General features: G+C 64.9%; 17 protein-coding genes. 5 read left to right on the forward strand and 12 right to left on the reverse strand.

Annotation, left to right across the window (positions count from 1 at the left end; all coding sequences use genetic code 11):
• Positions 1-59 precede the first annotated feature (59 nt).
• From J1902_RS06985 to J1902_RS07040, 12 genes are all read right to left on the reverse strand, one after another.
• Positions 60-1,145, reverse strand: a complete 1,086-nt coding sequence (locus tag J1902_RS06985) for a phosphotransferase family protein (RefSeq protein WP_242701724.1) — start codon at positions 1,143-1,145, stop codon at positions 60-62.
• Positions 1,142-2,263: an ABC transporter substrate-binding protein gene (locus J1902_RS06990; RefSeq protein ID WP_207615535.1), complete on the reverse strand. Its 1,122-nt coding sequence runs from the start codon at positions 2,261-2,263 to the stop codon at positions 1,142-1,144. Before J1902_RS06990 ends, J1902_RS06985 begins: the two co-directional genes overlap by 4 nt.
• A gap of 71 nt (positions 2,264-2,334) precedes the next feature.
• Positions 2,335-3,351, reverse strand: a complete 1,017-nt coding sequence (locus tag J1902_RS06995; protein WP_207615536.1) for an NADPH:quinone oxidoreductase family protein — start codon at positions 3,349-3,351, stop codon at positions 2,335-2,337.
• A 2-nt stretch (positions 3,352-3,353) separates the two neighbouring features.
• On the reverse strand, positions 3,354-3,575 hold the full coding sequence (locus J1902_RS07000; protein WP_207615537.1) for a biotin/lipoyl-binding carrier protein: 222 nt from the start codon (positions 3,573-3,575) through the stop codon (positions 3,354-3,356).
• Positions 3,576-3,577: 2 nt separating this feature from the next.
• A complete protein-coding gene (locus J1902_RS07005) occupies positions 3,578-4,963 on the reverse strand; it encodes an acetyl-CoA carboxylase biotin carboxylase subunit (RefSeq protein WP_207615538.1) in 1,386 nt (461 codons plus the stop codon).
• 12 nt (positions 4,964-4,975) lie between these two features.
• Entirely contained in the window at positions 4,976-6,550 is a 1,575-nt protein-coding gene (locus tag J1902_RS07010; RefSeq protein ID WP_207615539.1) for an acyl-CoA carboxylase subunit beta, read from the reverse strand.
• A gap of 2 nt (positions 6,551-6,552) precedes the next feature.
• Positions 6,553-8,775, reverse strand: a complete 2,223-nt coding sequence (locus J1902_RS07015) for an acetate--CoA ligase family protein (RefSeq protein WP_207615540.1) — start codon at positions 8,773-8,775, stop codon at positions 6,553-6,555.
• A gap of 284 nt (positions 8,776-9,059) precedes the next feature.
• Complete coding sequence (locus tag J1902_RS07020) at positions 9,060-9,734, reverse strand: substrate-binding domain-containing protein (protein ID WP_207615541.1); 675 nt, start codon at positions 9,732-9,734, stop codon at positions 9,060-9,062.
• Positions 9,698-9,961 carry a helix-turn-helix domain-containing protein gene (locus J1902_RS07025; protein ID WP_207615542.1) on the reverse strand — a complete coding sequence of 88 codons (264 nt, stop codon included), beginning with the start codon at positions 9,959-9,961 and terminating at the stop codon, positions 9,698-9,700. Before J1902_RS07025 ends, J1902_RS07020 begins: the two co-directional genes overlap by 37 nt.
• 111 nt (positions 9,962-10,072) lie before the next feature.
• On the reverse strand, positions 10,073-10,888 hold the full coding sequence (locus J1902_RS07030) for an SDR family NAD(P)-dependent oxidoreductase (RefSeq protein WP_207615543.1): 816 nt from the start codon (positions 10,886-10,888) through the stop codon (positions 10,073-10,075).
• Positions 10,889-10,985: 97 nt separating this feature from the next.
• On the reverse strand, positions 10,986-11,837 hold the full coding sequence (locus J1902_RS07035) for an ABC transporter permease (RefSeq protein WP_207615544.1): 852 nt from the start codon (positions 11,835-11,837) through the stop codon (positions 10,986-10,988).
• Between the two features lie 41 nt (positions 11,838-11,878).
• Positions 11,879-12,712 carry an SDR family NAD(P)-dependent oxidoreductase gene (locus tag J1902_RS07040; protein ID WP_207615545.1) on the reverse strand — a complete coding sequence of 278 codons (834 nt, stop codon included), beginning with the start codon at positions 12,710-12,712 and terminating at the stop codon, positions 11,879-11,881.
• Positions 12,713-13,110: 398 nt separating this feature from the next.
• On the opposite strand from J1902_RS07040, the gene J1902_RS07045 reads away from it, so the two are divergent.
• Genes J1902_RS07045 through J1902_RS07065 form a run of 5 tightly spaced genes read left to right on the forward strand, consistent with a single transcriptional unit; the run spans position 13,111 to position 18,335 of the window.
• Positions 13,111-13,950 (forward strand): ABC transporter ATP-binding protein, encoded by an 840-nt coding sequence (locus J1902_RS07045; protein WP_207615546.1) that lies wholly within the window; start codon positions 13,111-13,113, stop codon positions 13,948-13,950.
• Positions 13,943-14,755, forward strand: a complete 813-nt coding sequence (locus J1902_RS07050; protein ID WP_207615547.1) for an alpha/beta fold hydrolase — start codon at positions 13,943-13,945, stop codon at positions 14,753-14,755. The genes J1902_RS07045 and J1902_RS07050 overlap by 8 nt, the downstream gene beginning before the upstream one ends.
• Positions 14,756-14,804: 49 nt before the next feature.
• Complete coding sequence (locus J1902_RS07055; protein WP_207615548.1) at positions 14,805-16,718, forward strand: flavin-containing monooxygenase; 1,914 nt, start codon at positions 14,805-14,807, stop codon at positions 16,716-16,718.
• A 7-nt stretch (positions 16,719-16,725) separates the two neighbouring features.
• Positions 16,726-17,625, forward strand: a complete 900-nt coding sequence (locus J1902_RS07060; RefSeq protein ID WP_207615549.1) for an alpha/beta fold hydrolase — start codon at positions 16,726-16,728, stop codon at positions 17,623-17,625.
• Positions 17,625-18,335, forward strand: a complete 711-nt coding sequence (locus tag J1902_RS07065) for an SDR family NAD(P)-dependent oxidoreductase (RefSeq protein ID WP_207615550.1) — start codon at positions 17,625-17,627, stop codon at positions 18,333-18,335. Before J1902_RS07060 ends, J1902_RS07065 begins: the two co-directional genes overlap by 1 nt.
• Positions 18,336-18,348: the final 13 nt, after the last annotated feature.

The raw sequence follows: 18,348 nt of genomic DNA on the forward strand, positions 1-18,348 counted from the left end.
ATGAAGTCGACCAGTTCCTTCTTCAGGAGCTCGGTCCGCTCGTCGGTTGCGAAATCCATCTACTTGTACTCCTTCAGTGATTCGAGCCCGAGTCCCAGCAGCAAAGGCACAGTGCTGCCGCTGTCTTCGAAGCCCTCGCCAACGGTTTGGCGGTTGATGTGTCTGTAGCGGACGCCCTCGGAAATGCCTGCCAGCTTGAAGCAGGCCAGTCCCAAGTGGAATCCGAATCCGTCAAGAGAACGGCCGCTCTCTCTCTCGTACTGCGCCATGATCTCTTCCTCCGAGGGGTAGCCCGGCGCCAGCGTCACGTCATAGGTGGCCGGATCAGTCGATTCCCGGGCTGCCACGATCCGTGCGCGCCGCTGATAGATCAGCATCAGCGCCAGGTCCAGCAGCGGGTCCCCGAGCGTGGCCATCTCCCAGTCGATGACTGCGGCCGGCAGGTCGTCGGCGCCCATCAACACGTTGTCCAGGCGGAAGTCGCCATGGACGATGCCCGAGGCGGACTCGGAGGGCACCGCGGCAAGGAGCTCTTCGTGCAGCTTGTCCGCGCCGGGAAGTTCGCGGGTGAAGGATGCATCGAGTTGCTGCTTCCAGCGCTTCACCTGGCGGCCGAGGAAGCCCTCGGGTCGGCCGAAGTCATTCAGGCCGACGTCGGCGGGATCCACACGGTGCAGCTTCGCCAGGGTGCGCACCAGCTCGGTTCCGATGGCCCGTGTGCGTGCCTCGCCGAGCGGTTTGATCTCGTCGGCATACCGGTACGGAACGCCGTCGATCCGTTCCATGATGTAGAAGTCTGCACCCAGGACGTCCTTGTCCCCGCAATAGGCGAACATCCGCGCCACGGGGACATCCGTATTACGAAGCGCATCGGCCATGGTGTACTCGCGGCGCATGTCGTGGGCGGTGGCCATGATCGTGCCCAGAGGCGGACGGCGCACAATCCATTGGCTCACCCCGTCGCTGAGCTCATAGGTCAGGTTCGATTTTCCGCCCTGGATGAGGCTGGCAGAGAGCTCTCCCGCAACCAGACCGGGGCACTCCCGGGCCAGCCAATCCGTCAGGCGGTCAAGGTCGAGACCTGTGGGCGATTCACGGCGCGTCGCCACGCCGCCGTCGTGTGCTGTCTTCATTGCGTCACTCATGCCCGGGCGAACTCCGGGACGAGCGCCTCATAGGTGATGTCACCCTCCTTGACGCTTCCAAAGCGAAGGGCAAGTTCGGCCATATGGTCCACGGTCTCCTTCGTTGCCTTGAAAATCGGTTTGAGCTTGGGTGCCACCTCGTTCGAATAGTGCTCGACGTAGGCCGCAGCGATCTCAGGAGCCTTGCCGCCGAGGCCGGTGGTGTTGAGCAGATCGGCCGCCGCCGCCTTGTTCCCGATGATCCATTTGCTGGCATCGTCCTGGGCAGCCAACCAGTTCTTGACGATGTCCGGGTGCTGCTGCACCATGTCCTCGCGGACGCCCATCGCGACCACGGCCTGGTTGCGCATCAGCTCGGGCACATTCGCCTCGGCGAAGTCAATCAGGATCTTCCCGCCGGTCTCCTGGGCGACGAAACGCGTGGCAGTCCACTGGACCGTGACGTAGGCATCGATGCGCCCGGCATTCAGGTTGGGGATCGCCTGCGCCGTGGGGCCCACGGCAAGGGCCGTGACGTCGCCGTACTGCATGCCTGCCAGCTCAAGGGCAAGCTTCAATTGCAGATCGCCGCCGGAGCCGACGCTCGAGACGCCGATGCGTTTCCCCTTCAGGGAACGGATCTTCTCTTCGAAGCTCGCCTCGGGCCCAGGCCAGCTGTGGTCTTTGCTGCCGACGATCCCGTAGGTTGTTTCGAGAGTCCGGAAACCGACGAGCAGCGGGCGCTTGCCCTTGGAGCTGTTTGCGTGGGTTGCCATCAGCAGCAGCGTGTCCGATGCGTAGGCGTCGACGGCGCCGGCCACCAGCAGCTGGTATGCCTGGACACCGCTTTGGGGGTTGAGGTGCTTCGGGACCTCAAGCTGGTGCTTCTCATAGTCCTTGTTGGAAAGGTTGATCGCATCAAGGAAATACGCGTCGCCGGGGAAGGCGGCAATGGCGAACTTCTGCGGCTGGGAGGCGGTGGCCGCACCACCGCCTCCTCCACAGCCAGTCAGCAAAGAGGCCGAACCAATCGCCGCCGCGCCGAGGCCGAAATACTGCAACAGCGATCGTCGGGAGACGCCGCCGTCCAACGCCAGCAGACTCCCGAAGGGCGATCCGCCTTTCTGTGACTCAAACATTCCTACTCCTTTGTAGCTGATTCATGCCTGGCGGACTTGGCTGTGCCCATTGCCCGCATTGGTGCGGCTTCCTACCGCTCGGCCCTGGCGTGTTCCATGACGACCCGGCCAACGGTCTTTCCGTCGGCGAGCCGCTGAAGTGCTGCGGGCACGCCGTCCAAGGTGAATCTTTCGCTGACGAAGGGGGCAATGGCACCCGCGTCCGCCAGTTTGCTCAGTTCACGGTGGCATTCATCGACCGCTGCGGGGTTCTTGGTGTTGTAGAGGCCCCAGTGGATGCCGATGATCGAGTAGTTCTTCACAAGTGCGTGGTTCAGGGAGGCGGACTGGATCTCCCCGCCGGCAAAGCCGACCACAATGATCCTGCCTTCGAACGCGATGCACTTGGTGGAACGCTGGTAGGTCTCCCCGCCGACCGGGTCGTAGATCACGTCCGCGCCCTTGCCGCCGGTGAAGATCTTGACCTGCTCCACGAAGTCGTCCTTGCGGCGGTCGATGACCAGGTCCGCGCCGAGCTTCCTCGCGTATTCAGCCTTGGCTTCGCCACCGACGACGCCGATGACGGTTGCGCCGGCAGCCTTGCCGAGCTGGATGGCGGCACTGCCCACGCCGCCGGCGGCGGCGTGGACCAGCAGAGTCTCGCCTGGCTGGATCCGGGCCAGCCGGTGCAGCCCGAACCAGCCGGTCTGGTAGCCGATGAACAGGCTGGCTGCCTGCGCGTCGTCGAGCGAGGCCGGCGCCTGGTGCACCTTGTCCTGGTCCATCAGGGCGTACTCGGCGAAACCACCGTACGGAAGTGTGGTCAGGCCCAGCACCCTGTCGCCGACCGCGGCCCGGGTGACCCCCGGGCCCGTGGCGATGACCTCGGCGCAGACCTCGCGTCCGGGTGTGGAGGGCAGCTCCGGCTTGACCTGGTAGACGCCGCGGCACATCAGCACATCGGGGAAGTTGGCCGCGGAGGCCAGTACGCGCACCAGCACCTGGCCTTCGCCCGCTTCCGGCACTGCGCGTTCAACAAGTTGCAGGGCATCCACCGGTTCACCGAGTTCTGTGACCGACCACGCCTTCAAAGTGTTGGGGATGGACATGCCTACTCCGCCTCGAACTTGATCAGCGGCTGCCCGGGGGCAACCACGTCGCCTTCGGACACATGGACTTCCAACACAGTGCCGGTGTCCTCGGCCGTGACCGGAATTTCCATCTTCATGGCCTCGAGGATCATGAAGACGTCGTCTTCCTCCACCTTGTCACCCGGTGCCACCAGGATCTTCCATACGTTGGCACCCATGTCTGCCTGAATTGTCTCTGCCATTTTCATGCACTCCTTTTGGCCAGCTTGGCCTGTTCTTTAAGTCGTTGCTGGATGCGCTCCACCAGTCCGGTGTCGTAGCGTCCGTCAGTGAATTCCTCATCGGCGAGGATCTCCTCGAGGAATGGCTGGTTGGTGACCAGCCCCTCAATCTCGAAGTCCTCGCAGGCCTTGATGGCCCGTGCCAGTGCGTCTTCGCGGGTTTCCCCGTACGCGCAGACCTTGGCGATCAGCGAGTCGAAGTGCGGGGTGACCTCGGTGCCGGCCGCGTAGCCGGAATCCACCCGGATTCCCTCGCCGGTTGGTTCGATCCAGCCGTCGATCGGGCCGGGGCGCGGGAAGAACTTCTTCGGGTCCTCGGCGCAGATGCGCAGCTCGATCGCGTGTCCTCGGAACACCGGGTTGAAGTCCGCGGTGGTCGTGCCGGAAGCCGCGATGCTCAGCTGCTGCTCGATCAAGTCGACGCCGTGGGTGAGCTCGGTGATCGGGTGCTCGACCTGGATGCGGGTGTTCATCTCGAGGAAGACGAAGTCGCCGGTGCGGGTGTCGAGCAGGAACTCGACGGTGCCCGCGTTGCGGTAGCCGACCGAGCCTGCGGCCGCGATGGCCGATTCGATGAGCCGTGCGCGGGTTTCCGGGGCCAAGTGCGGCGCCGGGGATTCCTCGATCAGCTTCTGGTGGCGGCGCTGGGTGGAGCAGTCGCGCTCGCCCAAGGCCACGATGGTGCCGTCGTTCAGGCCCAGGACCTGGATCTCGACGTGGCGTGCGGACTCGACGAAGCGCTCGACGAAGACGCGGTCGGAGCCGAAGCTGCGCTCGGACATCGACTTGGTGTTCTCGAAGGCTTTGCGCAGCTCGTCGGCGTCGTGGGCCACGGCCATGCCGATGCCGCCGCCGCCGGCGGAGGCCTTGACCATGACCGGGTAGCCGACGCGTTCCGCTTCCTCGACGGCCTCATCGCCGGTCTTCAGGGCCGCACCCGCGTCGCCGCTGATCGGCACGCCTGCAGCCGCGACGGCGCGGCGGGACTCGACCTTGTCGCCCATGACGTCAATGACGTCGGCCGAGGGGCCGACCCAGGTCAGTCCGGCGTCGGCGACCTCGCGGGCGAAGCCGGCGTTTTCTGCCAGGAACCCGTAGCCGGGGTGGATGGCGGTGGCGCCCGCTTCCTTGGCGATCGCGATGATCTGCTTGCGGTCAAGGTAGGACTGCACAGGCACGTCGCCCTTGAGCTCGATGGCCACGGAGGCCTCGGAAACGTACGGCAGGCCGGCATCGACCTTGTGGTAGACGGCGACGGTGCGGACGCCGAGTCGATTTGCCGTCTTGATGATGCGTCGTGCGATTTCGCCGCGGTTGGCGATCAGCAGGCTTTCCGGAAATGAATTCACGGTGATCTCTCCTTAGAAGCTCGTCGGCCAGGTGCGCAACAGGTGTTCGCCTACGCCGTTGCTCCGGGCCCGGTAGTGGTCCTTCAAGGCGCCGAGGATGAACTCGCGCGTTTCGGACGGATCGATGACCTGTTCAAAGCCGAAGACCTGGGCCACGTCGTAGGCGGTGGTGCCCTTGTTCATCTCCGCGAGGCGCAGCTCGTACATCTCGGGGTCGCTTTCGGGGGTGATGCCGTGGACCACGGAGACAGCGGAGGTCGGATCCATGAAGCTGACCTCGGACGACCACCAGCCGGCGGTGGCGTCGGCGGTGCCGCCACCACCCATGTTGATCAGGGCCTGGCCGTAGTTCTTGCGCATGGTGACCGCGATCTTCGGCACGGTGACCAGCGAGAGAGCGTTCATCCAGTTGATGATCTTGCCGGCAACCTTGCTCCGCTCGGCCTCGAGGCCGATCAGGAAGCCCGGCTGGTCGACGAGCATGACCACGGGGATGTTGTAGGAGTCGCAGAGGACCAGGAAACTGGTCGCCTTGTCGCAGGCGGCACCGTCAAGCGCGCCGCCCTTGAACATCGGGTTGTTGGCGATGATGCCGACGGACTGTCCGCCGATGCGGGCCAGCGAGGTCACCAGGGACTTGCCGTACCGGGCCTTGATTGGGAACACCGAACCGGTGTCGGCCACAATGTCGATGACCTTGCGCACGTCATAGGTCTGGGTGCGGGACTCGGGGACGATCGACTTGAGCTCCTCCGCACGCTCACCGGATCCGTGGGGAATCGGCGCGAGAGGCGGGGTCTCGCCATTGTGCGAGGGCAGGTAGGAGAGGAAGCGGCGGATCAGTTCGATCGCTTCCTCGTCGGTGTCGGCAACGGCATCGGCGAAGCCGGTGACCTCGGCGTGCATCTTCCAGCCGCCGAGTTCCTGGGCGTCCACCTGCTGGCCGGTGGCGCGGGCCACCAGGTTGGGGCTGGACACGGCGAGCACGGCCCCCTTGCGGAAGACCGCGAAGTCGGAGGCCATGGTGTGCCAGGCGGCCGAACCGAAGCAGTAGCCGAACGCAGCGGAGACCCACGGGCTTTCACGCTGGCGCAGGAAGCGGGTCTTACCGCTGGCACTGCCCATGCCGGTGCCGCCCATGGCGTCGGGCATGCGAACGCCCGTGGATTCGCAGAGGTAGACCAGCGGCTGGCCGGTCTTGACGACCAGTTCCTTGAAGTGGGCCATCTTCTTGTTGCTGATCGGGGAAGAGGATGATCCCTTGACGGTGAAGTCGTAGGCGACAACGCTCGCGCGCCGGCCGTCAACCTCGCCGGTACCGGTGATCTTGCCGTCGGCAGGGGTCTTGTCGCGGTCCGCCGGAACGGCCGAGGTCACGAACAACCCGCTCTCGCGGAAGGTACCCGGGTCCAGCAGCAGCGCGATGCGCTCGCGTGCGTTCAGTTCGCCCTTGGCGGCCCGGGCCTCAAGCTTCCTGGTGCCGCCCATGGCCAATGCCGCGGCACGCTTCTTCTCGTGCTCCTGCTCGCGGGTGAGCTTGGCTTCCTCGATGGTGATCGCGTCGGTCTTGACTGCTTCGGTTGTCATCTCTACTGCCTTCCGTCTGCGCCACGCGACGCCTGGTGGATCTGCTTGCTCTGTTCGAGCACTGCCCGTGAGGCCAGTGCCGCGTCTTCGAAGGCCCCGAAGACCGGGATGCCGATCTGGCGTGCGCGCTGGGCGTAGGCCTTGACCATGTCGCCGGTTCCGTCGCTGCCGTCGGACTTCAGCACCAAGAGCTGGTGGGTGTTTGATTGTGATTCGTCGCGGGCCGCGGCGATCGAGTCGATGATGGTCCCCGTCACGTCGCCGTGGGTGGCCCCGAGGTTGCGCTGGATGATGCCCACGTTCAGGTGGGTGATCAGCACTGCGGGTTCGCTGCCGGCCAGGACGACCTTGAGAATGTCCCCGGCCACGCCGCCGCTCTTGACTGCCAGCGTCCCGGCCGGTACGTCGATCGGGTTGTGGAACCCGTTGCCGGGCGGAACCTCGAGGGATTCCAGTTCGGCGATGACCGATTCCGGAAGGGGCGTCGTGGAGATGCCCTGACGGTCAAGTGCGTCGGCGCCGAGCACGCTGGCTCCGCCGCCGTTGCCGAACAGGACGGCCTCGTTGCCGTTCGGCTTAACGCTGAGGTCAACGGTCGAGAGGGCGTGAAGGGCGGTTGCGAAATCGGCGAGGGAATCAACGAGGGTGATTCCGGCCTGGCGGGCGATGGCCGGCCACAGCCGGTGGTTGCCTGCCAGGGCGCCGGTATGGCTGGTGGCGGCGCGGGAGCCGCCGCTGGTGCGTCCGCCGGCAAGCAGCACTACGGGCTTGCGGGTTTCGGCCGCGTCGAGCACGTCCAGGACCTCGCGGGCAATGCTGAGGGATTCCAGGTACAGGCCGATGACATGGACCTCGTCGTTGCCCAGGTGGGATGAGACGAGTTCGGCGGCGCTGACATCGGCGCTGTTGCCGATGCTGACGACCGAGTGGAAGTCGATGCCGCTGGCAGCCCCGACGCGCAGGATGTCAACGCTCAGCCCGCCGCTCTGGGAGACCACCGCCGTGGTTCCCGGGGTCAGCGGGGCCTCGGGGACGAAGGAGAGCTTTCCGGCCGGGGCGTGGGTGCCCAGGCAGTTCGGGCCGATGAGGCGGATGCCTGCCTCGCGCACCGTTGCCACGAGCGTGGCCTCGAGTTCCTTGCCCTCTTCGACCTCGCCGAAACCGCTGGACACGACCTGGGCGAAACGGACCTTGCCGGCGCCCTGGCCCAGCGCCTCGGCGACGCGTGCCCCGGGCAGCGCCACAAAGGCGTAGTCGATGGGTTCGTCCACATCGGCCAGCGAGGCGATGGTGGGCAGGCCCTCGATCTCGTCGGCAGCGGGGTGGACCGGGATGATGGTGCCGTCGAAGCCGCCGGCGCGGAGGTTGCGGATGAACCGGTTGGCGAGGTTCGGGCGCTTGCCGCTGGCACCGAGCACCGCGATGCGGCGGGGGTGGAAGAGCGGGGAGAAGTCGGTGGCCTGGGCGTTGCCGGCTGCGGAACCTTCCGTTTGGGCGGCTTCGGAGCCGCCGACGACGAAGCGTGCGTCGACTGCCACAGCGCGGGTGTCGGAGACGATCACCGGGTTCAGGTCGATTTCGACGACGTCTTCGGGCAGTGCGGCCAGCAGGCCTTCAGGGCCGGCCAGGCGTGAGATCAGCGTGACGAGTGCCGGAATGTCGGCCTTGACGCCGCCGCGTGCACCGTTGAGCACCTTCATGCCGCGCAGTTCCTGCAGCATGTCAAGAATCTGGGTTTCGGAAAGCGGGGCCAGGCCGAAGGCCACATCCTCGAAGACCTCCACGAGGACACCGCCGAGGCCGACCATGACGGTCCAGCCAAGTCCGGGCGCCCGCACAGCGCCAACGATGATTTCGTGGCCGGCCGGCACCATCTCTTCGACAAGCACGCCATCGAGCTCGTGTCCGAAATTGGCCAGGCTCCCGCGCATCTGCAGCGCAACTTCGTCGAGCTCGGCGCGGGACACTCCAACGCGGACTCCGCCGGCGTCGGACTTGTGCACGAGCGTGGTGGAGATCGCCTTGACGACCAAGGGCTCGCGAAGGTGGCCGGGAAGTTCCTGGCCAACCTCGATCTCGACACCCTGGGGGGTATCGATTCCGAAGGCCGAAAGCAGGGATTTTCCTTCGGCTTCGGTGAACATGGCCGATTCTCTGTTTTTGGCCTGGGCGATGAACTCGACGATAGTGTCGGGGCTACTCGTCTGGGCTGTATCAACTAACAACTGGGGGCACCTCACTGAACGTCGGATCCGGGCGGCAAGCGGTCGCGCCCGTTGTGATTTCAGTCTCGTGAGTGAATCCGCCCTTGGGAAGGCCGCCAGCCGTGGCAGGGTGATACCACTGCACTATCGGAAGGCCCGCGAACACGGCACAGCGACGGCACGAAAGCAGGAGGCAGGGGGCATGACGGAAGGCGGCAGCCGCCGTCGTGGGAGCGCCACGGATGTGACCCCTCCCACGACGGCATCACCGCCCATGAAGGCCGCCCTTTCGGGCGGCATGGCGGCTAGAAGGTCTTGGCCGCTTCCCGCAGGAGGCGCAGGAATGCCTGGACGGCAGAGGACCTGGCCTCGTCCTTCCTGACGATGGCCGAAATGCTGGCGTGCGCCCACTCGAAGGGAAGCGGAACGAGCGAAACACCGTTTCCGCTCACGGTCGAATCGAGAAGCGTGTTGGACATGCAGATGCCGACACCGGCGCGCACCATGGCTTGCGATGCCTCCGCGTTGGGCGTGGTGTAGACGATCCTCGCCTCGATGCCTTCGAGCAGCTGTTCCCACGCCGCACGCAGGATGCTTGATTCCGCGGGGAAGATCAGCGGCTCCCCCTCCAGATCGGAGGGTTCGAAGTCATCTTTGTCGGCGAGCCGGTGGCCCTCCGGGACCGCCAGCACCAGCCTGCCCTGGATCAGGTCGATGTGGTGCAGCAAGGCATCTTCGGCTGGGGTCAATTCGATGCCGGGCAGGCGGGTCACCAGGCCGACGTCGAGTTGGCCGCTGAGGACACCGCGGACCACATGCTTCGACGGGCCCTCGTCGACCTCGAAGCGTACGTTGGGGAATTCCGTCAACAGGCGTTTGACCGTCCGGGGAAGGATCGTCTGGGACGCTGCCGGCACCGTTCCGAGCCTTACTGTTCCCAGCTTCAGGCCGCCGATGGCGCTGGCTTCGGCGCGCAGCATTTTCTCGGCCTGGACCGCAGCGACAACGTGCGGCAGTATCCTGTCGCCGCATAAGTCGGCCGGACCCCCTTGGCGCCGCGGGTCACCAGAATGACACCCAAATCCTCTTCGAGCCGCTGCACTTGGTTGGTGATCGTCGGCTGCGAGATATCCAGTTCCTTGGCGGCTTGCCGGAACGAACCGGTTCGAAGCGCTGCCTCCAGGTAGCGCAGTTGCGCAAATCTCATGGCACCCTTTCTTTTCCTTCGCGGCCAGAGGCCGCTGGTAGCCCACGTTACTCCGATCACACCCCCCGGAGTGACTCACGAAGCACGTGGGCCCTTTGTAACTGTTCGTTCTCAGCCCAACATCTCATCGAGCCCGGTGGAGTCCCTGGACAAGGAACCTCCTTCGACCGGAATCGTTGTCCCTGTGATGTAGCCGGCTGCCGGGGACAGCAGGAACGCGATGGTGGCGGCCACTTCGAACGGTTGGCCGAGCCGCCTGAGCATGGGGCGCGTTGCCAGGGCCTGCGCATCGCTGCTGCTTCGTTCCTTGGCCAGGTATCTGGGTGACAGGAAGAGCCCGGGCGCCACGGCATTGACGCGGACGCCGCGCGGCCCGTGTTCGGCAGCCATCTGCTTGACCCATACCTGCAAGGCCGCCTTGCCCGGGCCGTAGCCCGGCGCCGTCAGCCCACCGTGAGTCCCCACCACGCTGGAGACATGCACTATCGACCCGTCGCTGACCAGCGGGGCTAGGCTTCGCGCAGCCAAAAAGGCATGCGCCAGGTTGACCCTGAAGTCCAGCTCCCAGTCGGCCAATCCGTAACCGGAGAATTCCTTGCGATGCATCTGCCCGATGACATCGACGTAGCCGTTGATCCGGGCGAATTCGGTTTCGGTGCACGCTGCTATGCAGTCGATGCCTTCCTCGCTTGTCGCATCGGCAACAAGGAACGGCATCTGCAGCTGGTCGGCAACCGCGGTCACCCGTTCCTCGCTGATATCCACGCACAGGACGCGGCCACCCATCCCGACGATCGTCCTGCTGACGTGCTCCCCGATCCCGCCGCCTGCGCCAAGGACGACATAGGATCTGCCCTCCAGGCTGAACAGCTTCGAGTGATTGACCTCGTAGGCGGGAATCGCGTTGTCGGTATCGCCGATGTACATGACGTCCTTTCGTTAAACTGACACCGACCGAGGCAGCGTTAATGCCTGCCCCGGCCGATATCGCCCTAAATTTGGTTATGGCCGAACTGGGGTCGAGCTACCGCGTCCACTTCGTCACGAGCTTTTGCAAGCCCGAGATGGATAGGTCAAGGACCATCGACAACAAGCCCATGGCGAGCAGGATGGCGAAGGTCTCCGAAACCTGGAAGTTGTTGGTCACCACCACCAGTCGCTGTCCCAGGCCGGTGTATGCGCCCACCATTTCCGAGACCACCGCACCGAGCACCGAGTACACCGCGCCCAGCCGCAATCCGCCAACGATGGACGGCAGCGCCGAGGGCAACTCGATCTTGAAGAAGCGCTGCTTGCGCGTCATGCCCAGCGACTGGGTCAGCTGCTTGATGTCGTGGTCGATGCTCTGCAAGGCACCCATCGTGCTGGTCATCAGGACGAAGAACACGACGCTAAAGGCAACGAGTGCCTTCGGTCCGAACCCCAGGCCGAACCAGAGGATGAAGATCGGTGCCAGCGCCGGGCGCGGAAGGCTGTTCATCAGGGTCAGGAAGGGCCTGGCCGCGACATGCAGAACCTCGACGCGGGCGAAAACGACGCCTGCCAGGATGCCGAGGATCGCACCGGAGACCAAGCCGGCCATGGCGCCGCTGAACGTCGCGGTCACATCAACCCAGAAGGTTCCATCACCGAGTTGCTTGATGAAGGATGTCCCGACAGCATCCGGGGTGGAAACCAGCGTCGGATCCATGATCCCCTGACCGGTCACAAAGGACCAGCTGAAGACGAAGACAGAGAGCGCACCGATCCTCAGGGCCCAGATGCTGAGCTCCCGGTTGATGCGTGATCGGCGCCGTTCGTCGAGGATGGTGCTGTCGTTGTAGGCCGGCGAGCCTGCGGAGGCGAGCAGAGTGTCCGCCTTGGTGATCGTTCCCATGTCAAACCCTTCCCTTGCGGTCTTCGGTAGTGCTGGATGAATCACGCATTGCGCGGTGCTCGAACGAGCTTTGAATCCAAGGGCGATGAGGTGTGCGGTCCGCCCGTGACCTGCAGGACCGTTCCGGTGATGAAACTGGACGCGTCAGAACACAGGTACAGGCACGCGTCAGCGACTTCCTCCGGCAAGCCCACACGCCCAAGCGCCAGGAATTCGCCGAAGGACTTCTCTACGTCCGGCGAGGCAAAGCGCGATGACGGGGTCAGGGTGGCGCCCGGCTCGACGCAGTTGGCGCGCACGCCGCGGTCGGCCCATTCCCAGGACATGGTCTTGGTCAGCGAGGCAAGCCCCGCCTTGGCGGCCGCATACGCTCCACGCATCGGGTGGGCGTAGTTCGCCGAACCCGAGCCGACGTTGATGATGTTGCCGCCGCCCTGCTTCTCGAAGACCGGGAGGCAGGCGACCGAGGCGTGGAACGCACCGCTGAGGTTGGTGCCGATCGTCGCGTTCCATGCATTGACCGACAGGTCTTCCAGGCGTGCTGCGAAGTTGCCGCCGGCGTTGTTGATCAAGACATCGATCCGGCCGAATTCCTCCAGGGCGGCGCGGACCAGCGCATCGGCGGTCTCGGGTTCCCGGATGTTTCCGGTGACCACAATGGCCTTGCGTCCGAGTTCACGGAGCTGCTCGGCCTTCGCTTCGAGCGCCTCGGCCTTGCGCCCGTGCAAGACCAAATCCGCGCCGGCTTCGGCGAACTTGTCAGCAAGTGCCGAACCGATGCCGCCGGAAGCGCCCGTCACGATGACGACCTGGCCGGTGAAATCGAATGTGGTCTGACCCGACTTCTTGCGGGTGGTGGTGACTGTGTTCGTCATCTGACGTCCTCCTGATTGATGCGCGCCCTGTGTGTGCGGCTGACTATCACGCACGGCGGGGCCCTCATGGCAATGGTGCGCTTGAGAAAGCTTCCTTCCATTCACAGCCAGGGGCAATGTCCTAATCGCTATCGAGGCGATAGCCCTGGATAGGCCGTCTTTTTCTTGACTCTTTTGCCAAGGTGTTCAACGATTCATTGACCAGTGGGTGACGTGCACCACAGGATCAGCCATCCGGTTTCCACGTGTTCATTGCTGTTCCAGCGTGATCATCCTTGGTGCCGGCTCAGCAAGCGTCAGCCAACGAAGACTGCCACATCGGGTCGGCCCCGCAAATAACGACTGGAGCGACAATGCCCAATACAACCCTCCGCTCAACCGGCGATAGTGAGACTTCCATGACTGAAACGGCAGCGCTGCCCACCGCAGCCAAGGGGGTTTCTGTCGAGTTCGAAAATGTGAACCACAGCTTCCTCCACGGCAACCGGCCGGTACGGGTCTTGGACAACTTCAACCTGCGCATCGAGCCTTCCGAGTTCGTCAGCATCGTGGGCCCGTCTGGCTGCGGCAAGACGACGGCACTCGGCATGGTGGGCAACCTCTTGAAGCCACGCAGCGGCAAGGTCCGCATCGATGGCCACGAAGTGCGCCCCGGCAGCAATGACGCTGCCTTCCTCTTCGCCCGGGATGCCCTTCTCCCCTGGCGCCGGGTCCGCAGCAACGTCGAACTCGGGATGGAAATCCGCGGCGTGCCCAAGGAAGAGCGCCGTGTACGCGCCGAGGCCTGGCTCCGACGAGTCCGCCTGCACGAGTTTGCCGACTCCGATGTCCTGCACCTCTCCCAGGGCATGCGCCAGCGCGTTGCCATCGCACGCACCCTGGTCCAGAACCCCAAGGTCCTGCTGATGGACGAGCCGTTCGCGGCCCTTGATGCACAGACCCGCGCGATCCAGCAGGAGGAGTTCACCCAGCTCTGGGAAGCCGAGCGACCCACGGTCATATTCGTTACGCACGACCTCGAGGAAGCCATCCTCCTCAGCGACCGCGTTATCCTGATGGCCAGCCGGCCGGGCCGCATGGTGGTGGACATGAAGATCGAGCTCGAGCGGCCGCGACGCCAGGAGATGCGCCGGGATTCCGATCTGTTCAAGTCCTATTTCCACGACATGTCCGATCGCCTTCGGAGCGAAGTCGAACTCGCCGAACAGCGCATCAGGGAGGAAAACCAGCATGGCTGAGACCCTGCAAAAGGTTGCCGGCGCCGATGGCACCACCGTTGCCTATCGCCAGTACGGCGAAGGTCCGCGCCTGATTACCTGCCTGCACTCATTGGCCCTTGACGGGTCCTGGTACGCACCTTTGGCCGAGGCGCTTGGCGAAGAGTATCGCCTGCTCGCACCGGACTTCCGCGGACATGGCGAAAGCGCGCACGGAGAATCCGCCCCCACGCTGGGACTCGTTGCACAGGACATCGCCGCCATGTGGGACGCCGAAAACATCGAGAGTTCAGTCATCTTGGGCATCTCGCTGGGCGGCATGGTCGCCCAAGCTGTCACCGGAACCTTCCCCGACCGCGTCGACGCGCAGATCCTGATGGCAACGCGGGGAGCCTTTGACGAAGCAGCAACCCGCGGAACCCTGGCGCGCGCGGCCGAGGTCCGGGCCCCGAACGGGCTCGAGCAGGCGGAAGAAATGACCATGCACCGCTGGTTCGGCGAAGGTTCGAGAAATACCGCGGACCCGCTGGTCCGGCAGGCCCGCGCACAGTTCCTCGGCGCAGGCGGCAACACCATCGCCGAGTATTTCGAAGCCATGACACAGGTGGGCGAATTCCATACGGACTCCCCGCCGCCAACCCTCGTCATCGGCGGAGATGACGACCAGAGCACCCCCCGTGCGGTGATCGAACAGCTCGCCATCTCAATCACAGGTGCCGAACTGCGCTTTGCGAAGGGCGGACATCTCGTCGCCTTCGAGAATACGCAGGAGGTCGCCGCAACGGTGCGGCCGTTCCTCGACAGCCTGGATTGCTGGACACGCTAACGGCCAACGAGCCCGTCGTTCCCTTGATAAACTGCCTTACGGAGAAGAAATGAACAAGACCCTGGATCGCAACTCGACGCAGGTCACCGAAGAAGAACTCGCCGCCCACCTCGCATCTGCCCAGGTGCCGGCGCTGGTCATGCTCACGGCCCACGTCACTGGCGACGCCTCGGTGCTGCGCGATGAATGGCGACCCAATCTGAAGACGCTTCCGCTCAGCGGCCTGGATCCGGAAACCGAGGCGGCGGCCCGCTCCCGCTGCTTCGAGCTGCTCGCACCCTTCCTGGCCACCCAGCACGAATGGGCGGCCGTCCCCGGCGAGCCGCTGCGCCGGAAGCTCGTCACCTGGCTGATGGGCGGGGAGAACGAGGACGCCCAGGCCATAGCCCAGGTCGCATTCACCCCCAACAAGGTGGACCCGCGCCGGCCGGACTGGACGCTGGACTCGGCTGCCCCGGACAGCGCCCTGAATGCCGTGGTGATCGGCGCAGGGTTCTCCGGCCTGCTGGCCGGCCTCCGCCTGAAGCAGGCCGGCGTTCCGTTCAAGATCATCGAGAAGAGCGTCGGCGTCGGCGGTACCTGGTGGGAAAACACCTACCCCGACTGCCGCACCGACGTCCGCAGCCACATCTACACCTACTCCTTCGTGCAGCACGACTGGGAGACCCACTACGGCCGCCAGGACAGGATCCACGGCTACCTGCACCAGTTCGCCGCCGACAACGGCCTGCTCGAGCACATGGTCTTCGGTACCGAGGTCACAGCCACCCGCTGGGATCAGGAAACCGGAACCTGGACCCTTGAAACCAAGACCGCCCAGGGCGTCGGGGAAACCATCGAATCCAACATCGTGGTCAGCGCCGTGGGCCAGCTCAACCGTCCCTCGATCCCCAAGCTCCCGGGCTTGGATACCTTCGACGGCCCAGTGGTGCACTCCGCGCAGTGGGACCACGGGATCGACTTCACAAACAAGCGCGTAGTGGTCATCGGCACCGGCGCCAGCGCCCTGCAGTTCGCACCCGCCGTCGCGAAGGTCGCCGAGCAGGTCACCATCTTCCAGCGCAGCGCCCCCTGGCTGCGCCCCACCCCCGTGCTGCGCCAGGAAATCGAAAACGGCGAACGCTGGCTGCTGATCAACCTTAACCAGTACCGCGCCTACTACCGCTTCTCCATCTTCCTTCCGCGGTTGATCGGCAACCTGCCGGCCGCAACCGTGGACCCTGACTTCCCGCCGACCGAGGTCTCGGTCTCTGCCGCCAACGAGGCGCTGCGCCAGGAGCTGACCGCATACCTGGAGGAGCAGGCCGGGGACGACGAGGAACTGCGCAAGCAGATCATCCCCAACTACCCACCGGCAGCCAAGCGCATCATCTGCGACGACGGCACCTGGGTGAAGACACTCAAGCGGGACAACGTACGCCTGGTCAGCCAGGGCGTGAACCGCATCGACAAGGACGGGGTGTGGCTCGGCGACGAGCACGTCCCGGCCGACATCATCCTGCTCGGCACCGGCTTCAAGGCCTCCGACTTCCTGCTGCCCATGTCCGTGGCGGGCATCGACGGCAAGGACCTGCACGAGACCTGGGGCATCGACGCCAGCGCTTACCTGGGCGTGACGCTTCCCGGCTACCCAAACTTCTTCTGCATGTACGGGCCCAACACCAACACGGTCGTCCACGGCAACCTGGTCTTCTTCCTCGAATGCCAGGCCAACTACATCATCGACGCCGTCAAGACACTGGCCACCGGCGGACACCGTTCCCTGGACCTGCGCGATGACGTGTTCGCCGCGTACGACAAGGAAATCGTCGCCGAAAGCGCCAAGCGCACCTGGGGCTGGTCCAAGACCCATTCCTGGTACATGAACGCCGAGGGCCGCTCCACCATCATGTGGCCGCTGCCGGCCCGGAATTACTTCGAACGCACCTCGAAGGTGCGCACCGAAGACTACAAGCTCAGCTAACCCCCCCATGACTTCCACCATCCGATCCACTTCAACGGAGACCACCTTGCTCACCGAGACACCCTTGATCACCGAGGAAACGATCCTCGTCGCCAACCTCGAAACCCGCTACTTCTCCGGAGGGCCCGAAAACGGGACCCCCGTCGTGTTCCTGCACGACGGCGCCTGGGGCGGCGCCTCGGACGTGACCTGGAGCCAGGTCCTGCCGCTGGCGGCGGAAAACTTCCGCGTCATCGCCCCCGACTTCCTCGGCTACGGCGGATCCGCCAAGTCGATCCGCGTGGACGTATCGCCGTTCGCCTTCCGCATCCGCCACATCTTCTCGCTGCTCGATTCCCTGGGCGTGACCGAGCCGGTGCACATCGTCGGCAACTCGTTCGGCGGATCGATCGGCCTGCGTGCGCTGGCCGACGAGTCCTACCGCGGCCGCATCGCCTCGGTCACCACGATCAACGGCACCGGCGGCCCGTGGAAGGCACCGGACATGACCAAGATCGGCGACTTCGACGGCACCCGCGAGCGCCTCGAGGAAATCGTCGACATCCTGTGCGATGCATCCGAGGACAAGGAAAGCCACCTGGATGCCCGCTTCGGCTGGGCCACCGCACCGGGGCACTTCACGGCCATGCGCGGACCGCACATGCCGATCCCGGAGGCGCTGAAGGTCGAGCGCCCGGCCGATCCCTTCCCGGCACCGCTTGAGGGCGTGTCGACCCCGGCACTGCTCGTCGAGTGCAGCGGCGACACCCTGCTGGAGGCCGGCTGGTCGCAGAAGCTGAAGGCCCTGCTGCCCAACGCACAGGCCGAGCTGCTGCCGTACAAGCACTGCCCGAACATCACCCACCCGCAGGAAACCTGGAACCTGATCAACGGATTCCTCGAGACCATCACCGAGGGCGGCAAGTAATGGCGGCGAACTCCACGGCCCCGGCACTGGTCCTCACCGGCGGTTCCTCCGGCATCGGCGAGGCGCTGGCCAACGACCTGCGCAACGACTGGGACGTCACCTCCGTCTCCCGCTCCCTGCCGACCAACCCGCTGGACGGGGTCAACTACGTCGCCGGCGATGTCGCCGGAAACGCACCGGAAGCCGTGCGCGAGTCCCTGGCCGCTCAGGGCCGCACCAGCATCCACTCGCTGGTCCACTGTGCCGGCGTTGGTTTGTTCGGCAAATTCCTGGACACCCCCAAGGCCGAGTGGGAACGAGCGCTGATGCTGAACCTGCATGGCACGCTGAACTTCATCCAGGGAACCGCCGACCTGGTGGAGGACGGCGGGCGCATCGTTCTGTACTCCTCGGGCACCGTGTTCAAGGCTCCGGGCGGAGCTGCCGCCTACGCTGCATCCAAGGCCGGCATTATCGGCTTTGCCCGCAGCTTTGCCGTGGAGATGGGCGAACGCAACATTACCGTCAACGTGATCGCACCGGGTCTGGTCATGACACCGTTGGCTACCGATCTTGCGGGTGGCGAGGCAGCAAATATTGCAACCCGAGCCATCAAGCGCGCCTCGGTTGTTGAGGATTACGTGGGTCCGACCCGCTTCTTCCTCTCCGAGGGCGCAGGATTCGTGACCGGGCAGACCCTGGTGGTCGACGGCGGCTCGATCCGCCGCTGATTCCCGCAGCATC

The sequence above is a fragment of the Arthrobacter cavernae genome (genome assembly GCF_017368795.1).
Taxonomy (GTDB): Bacteria; Actinomycetota; Actinomycetes; order Actinomycetales; family Micrococcaceae; genus Arthrobacter; species Arthrobacter cavernae.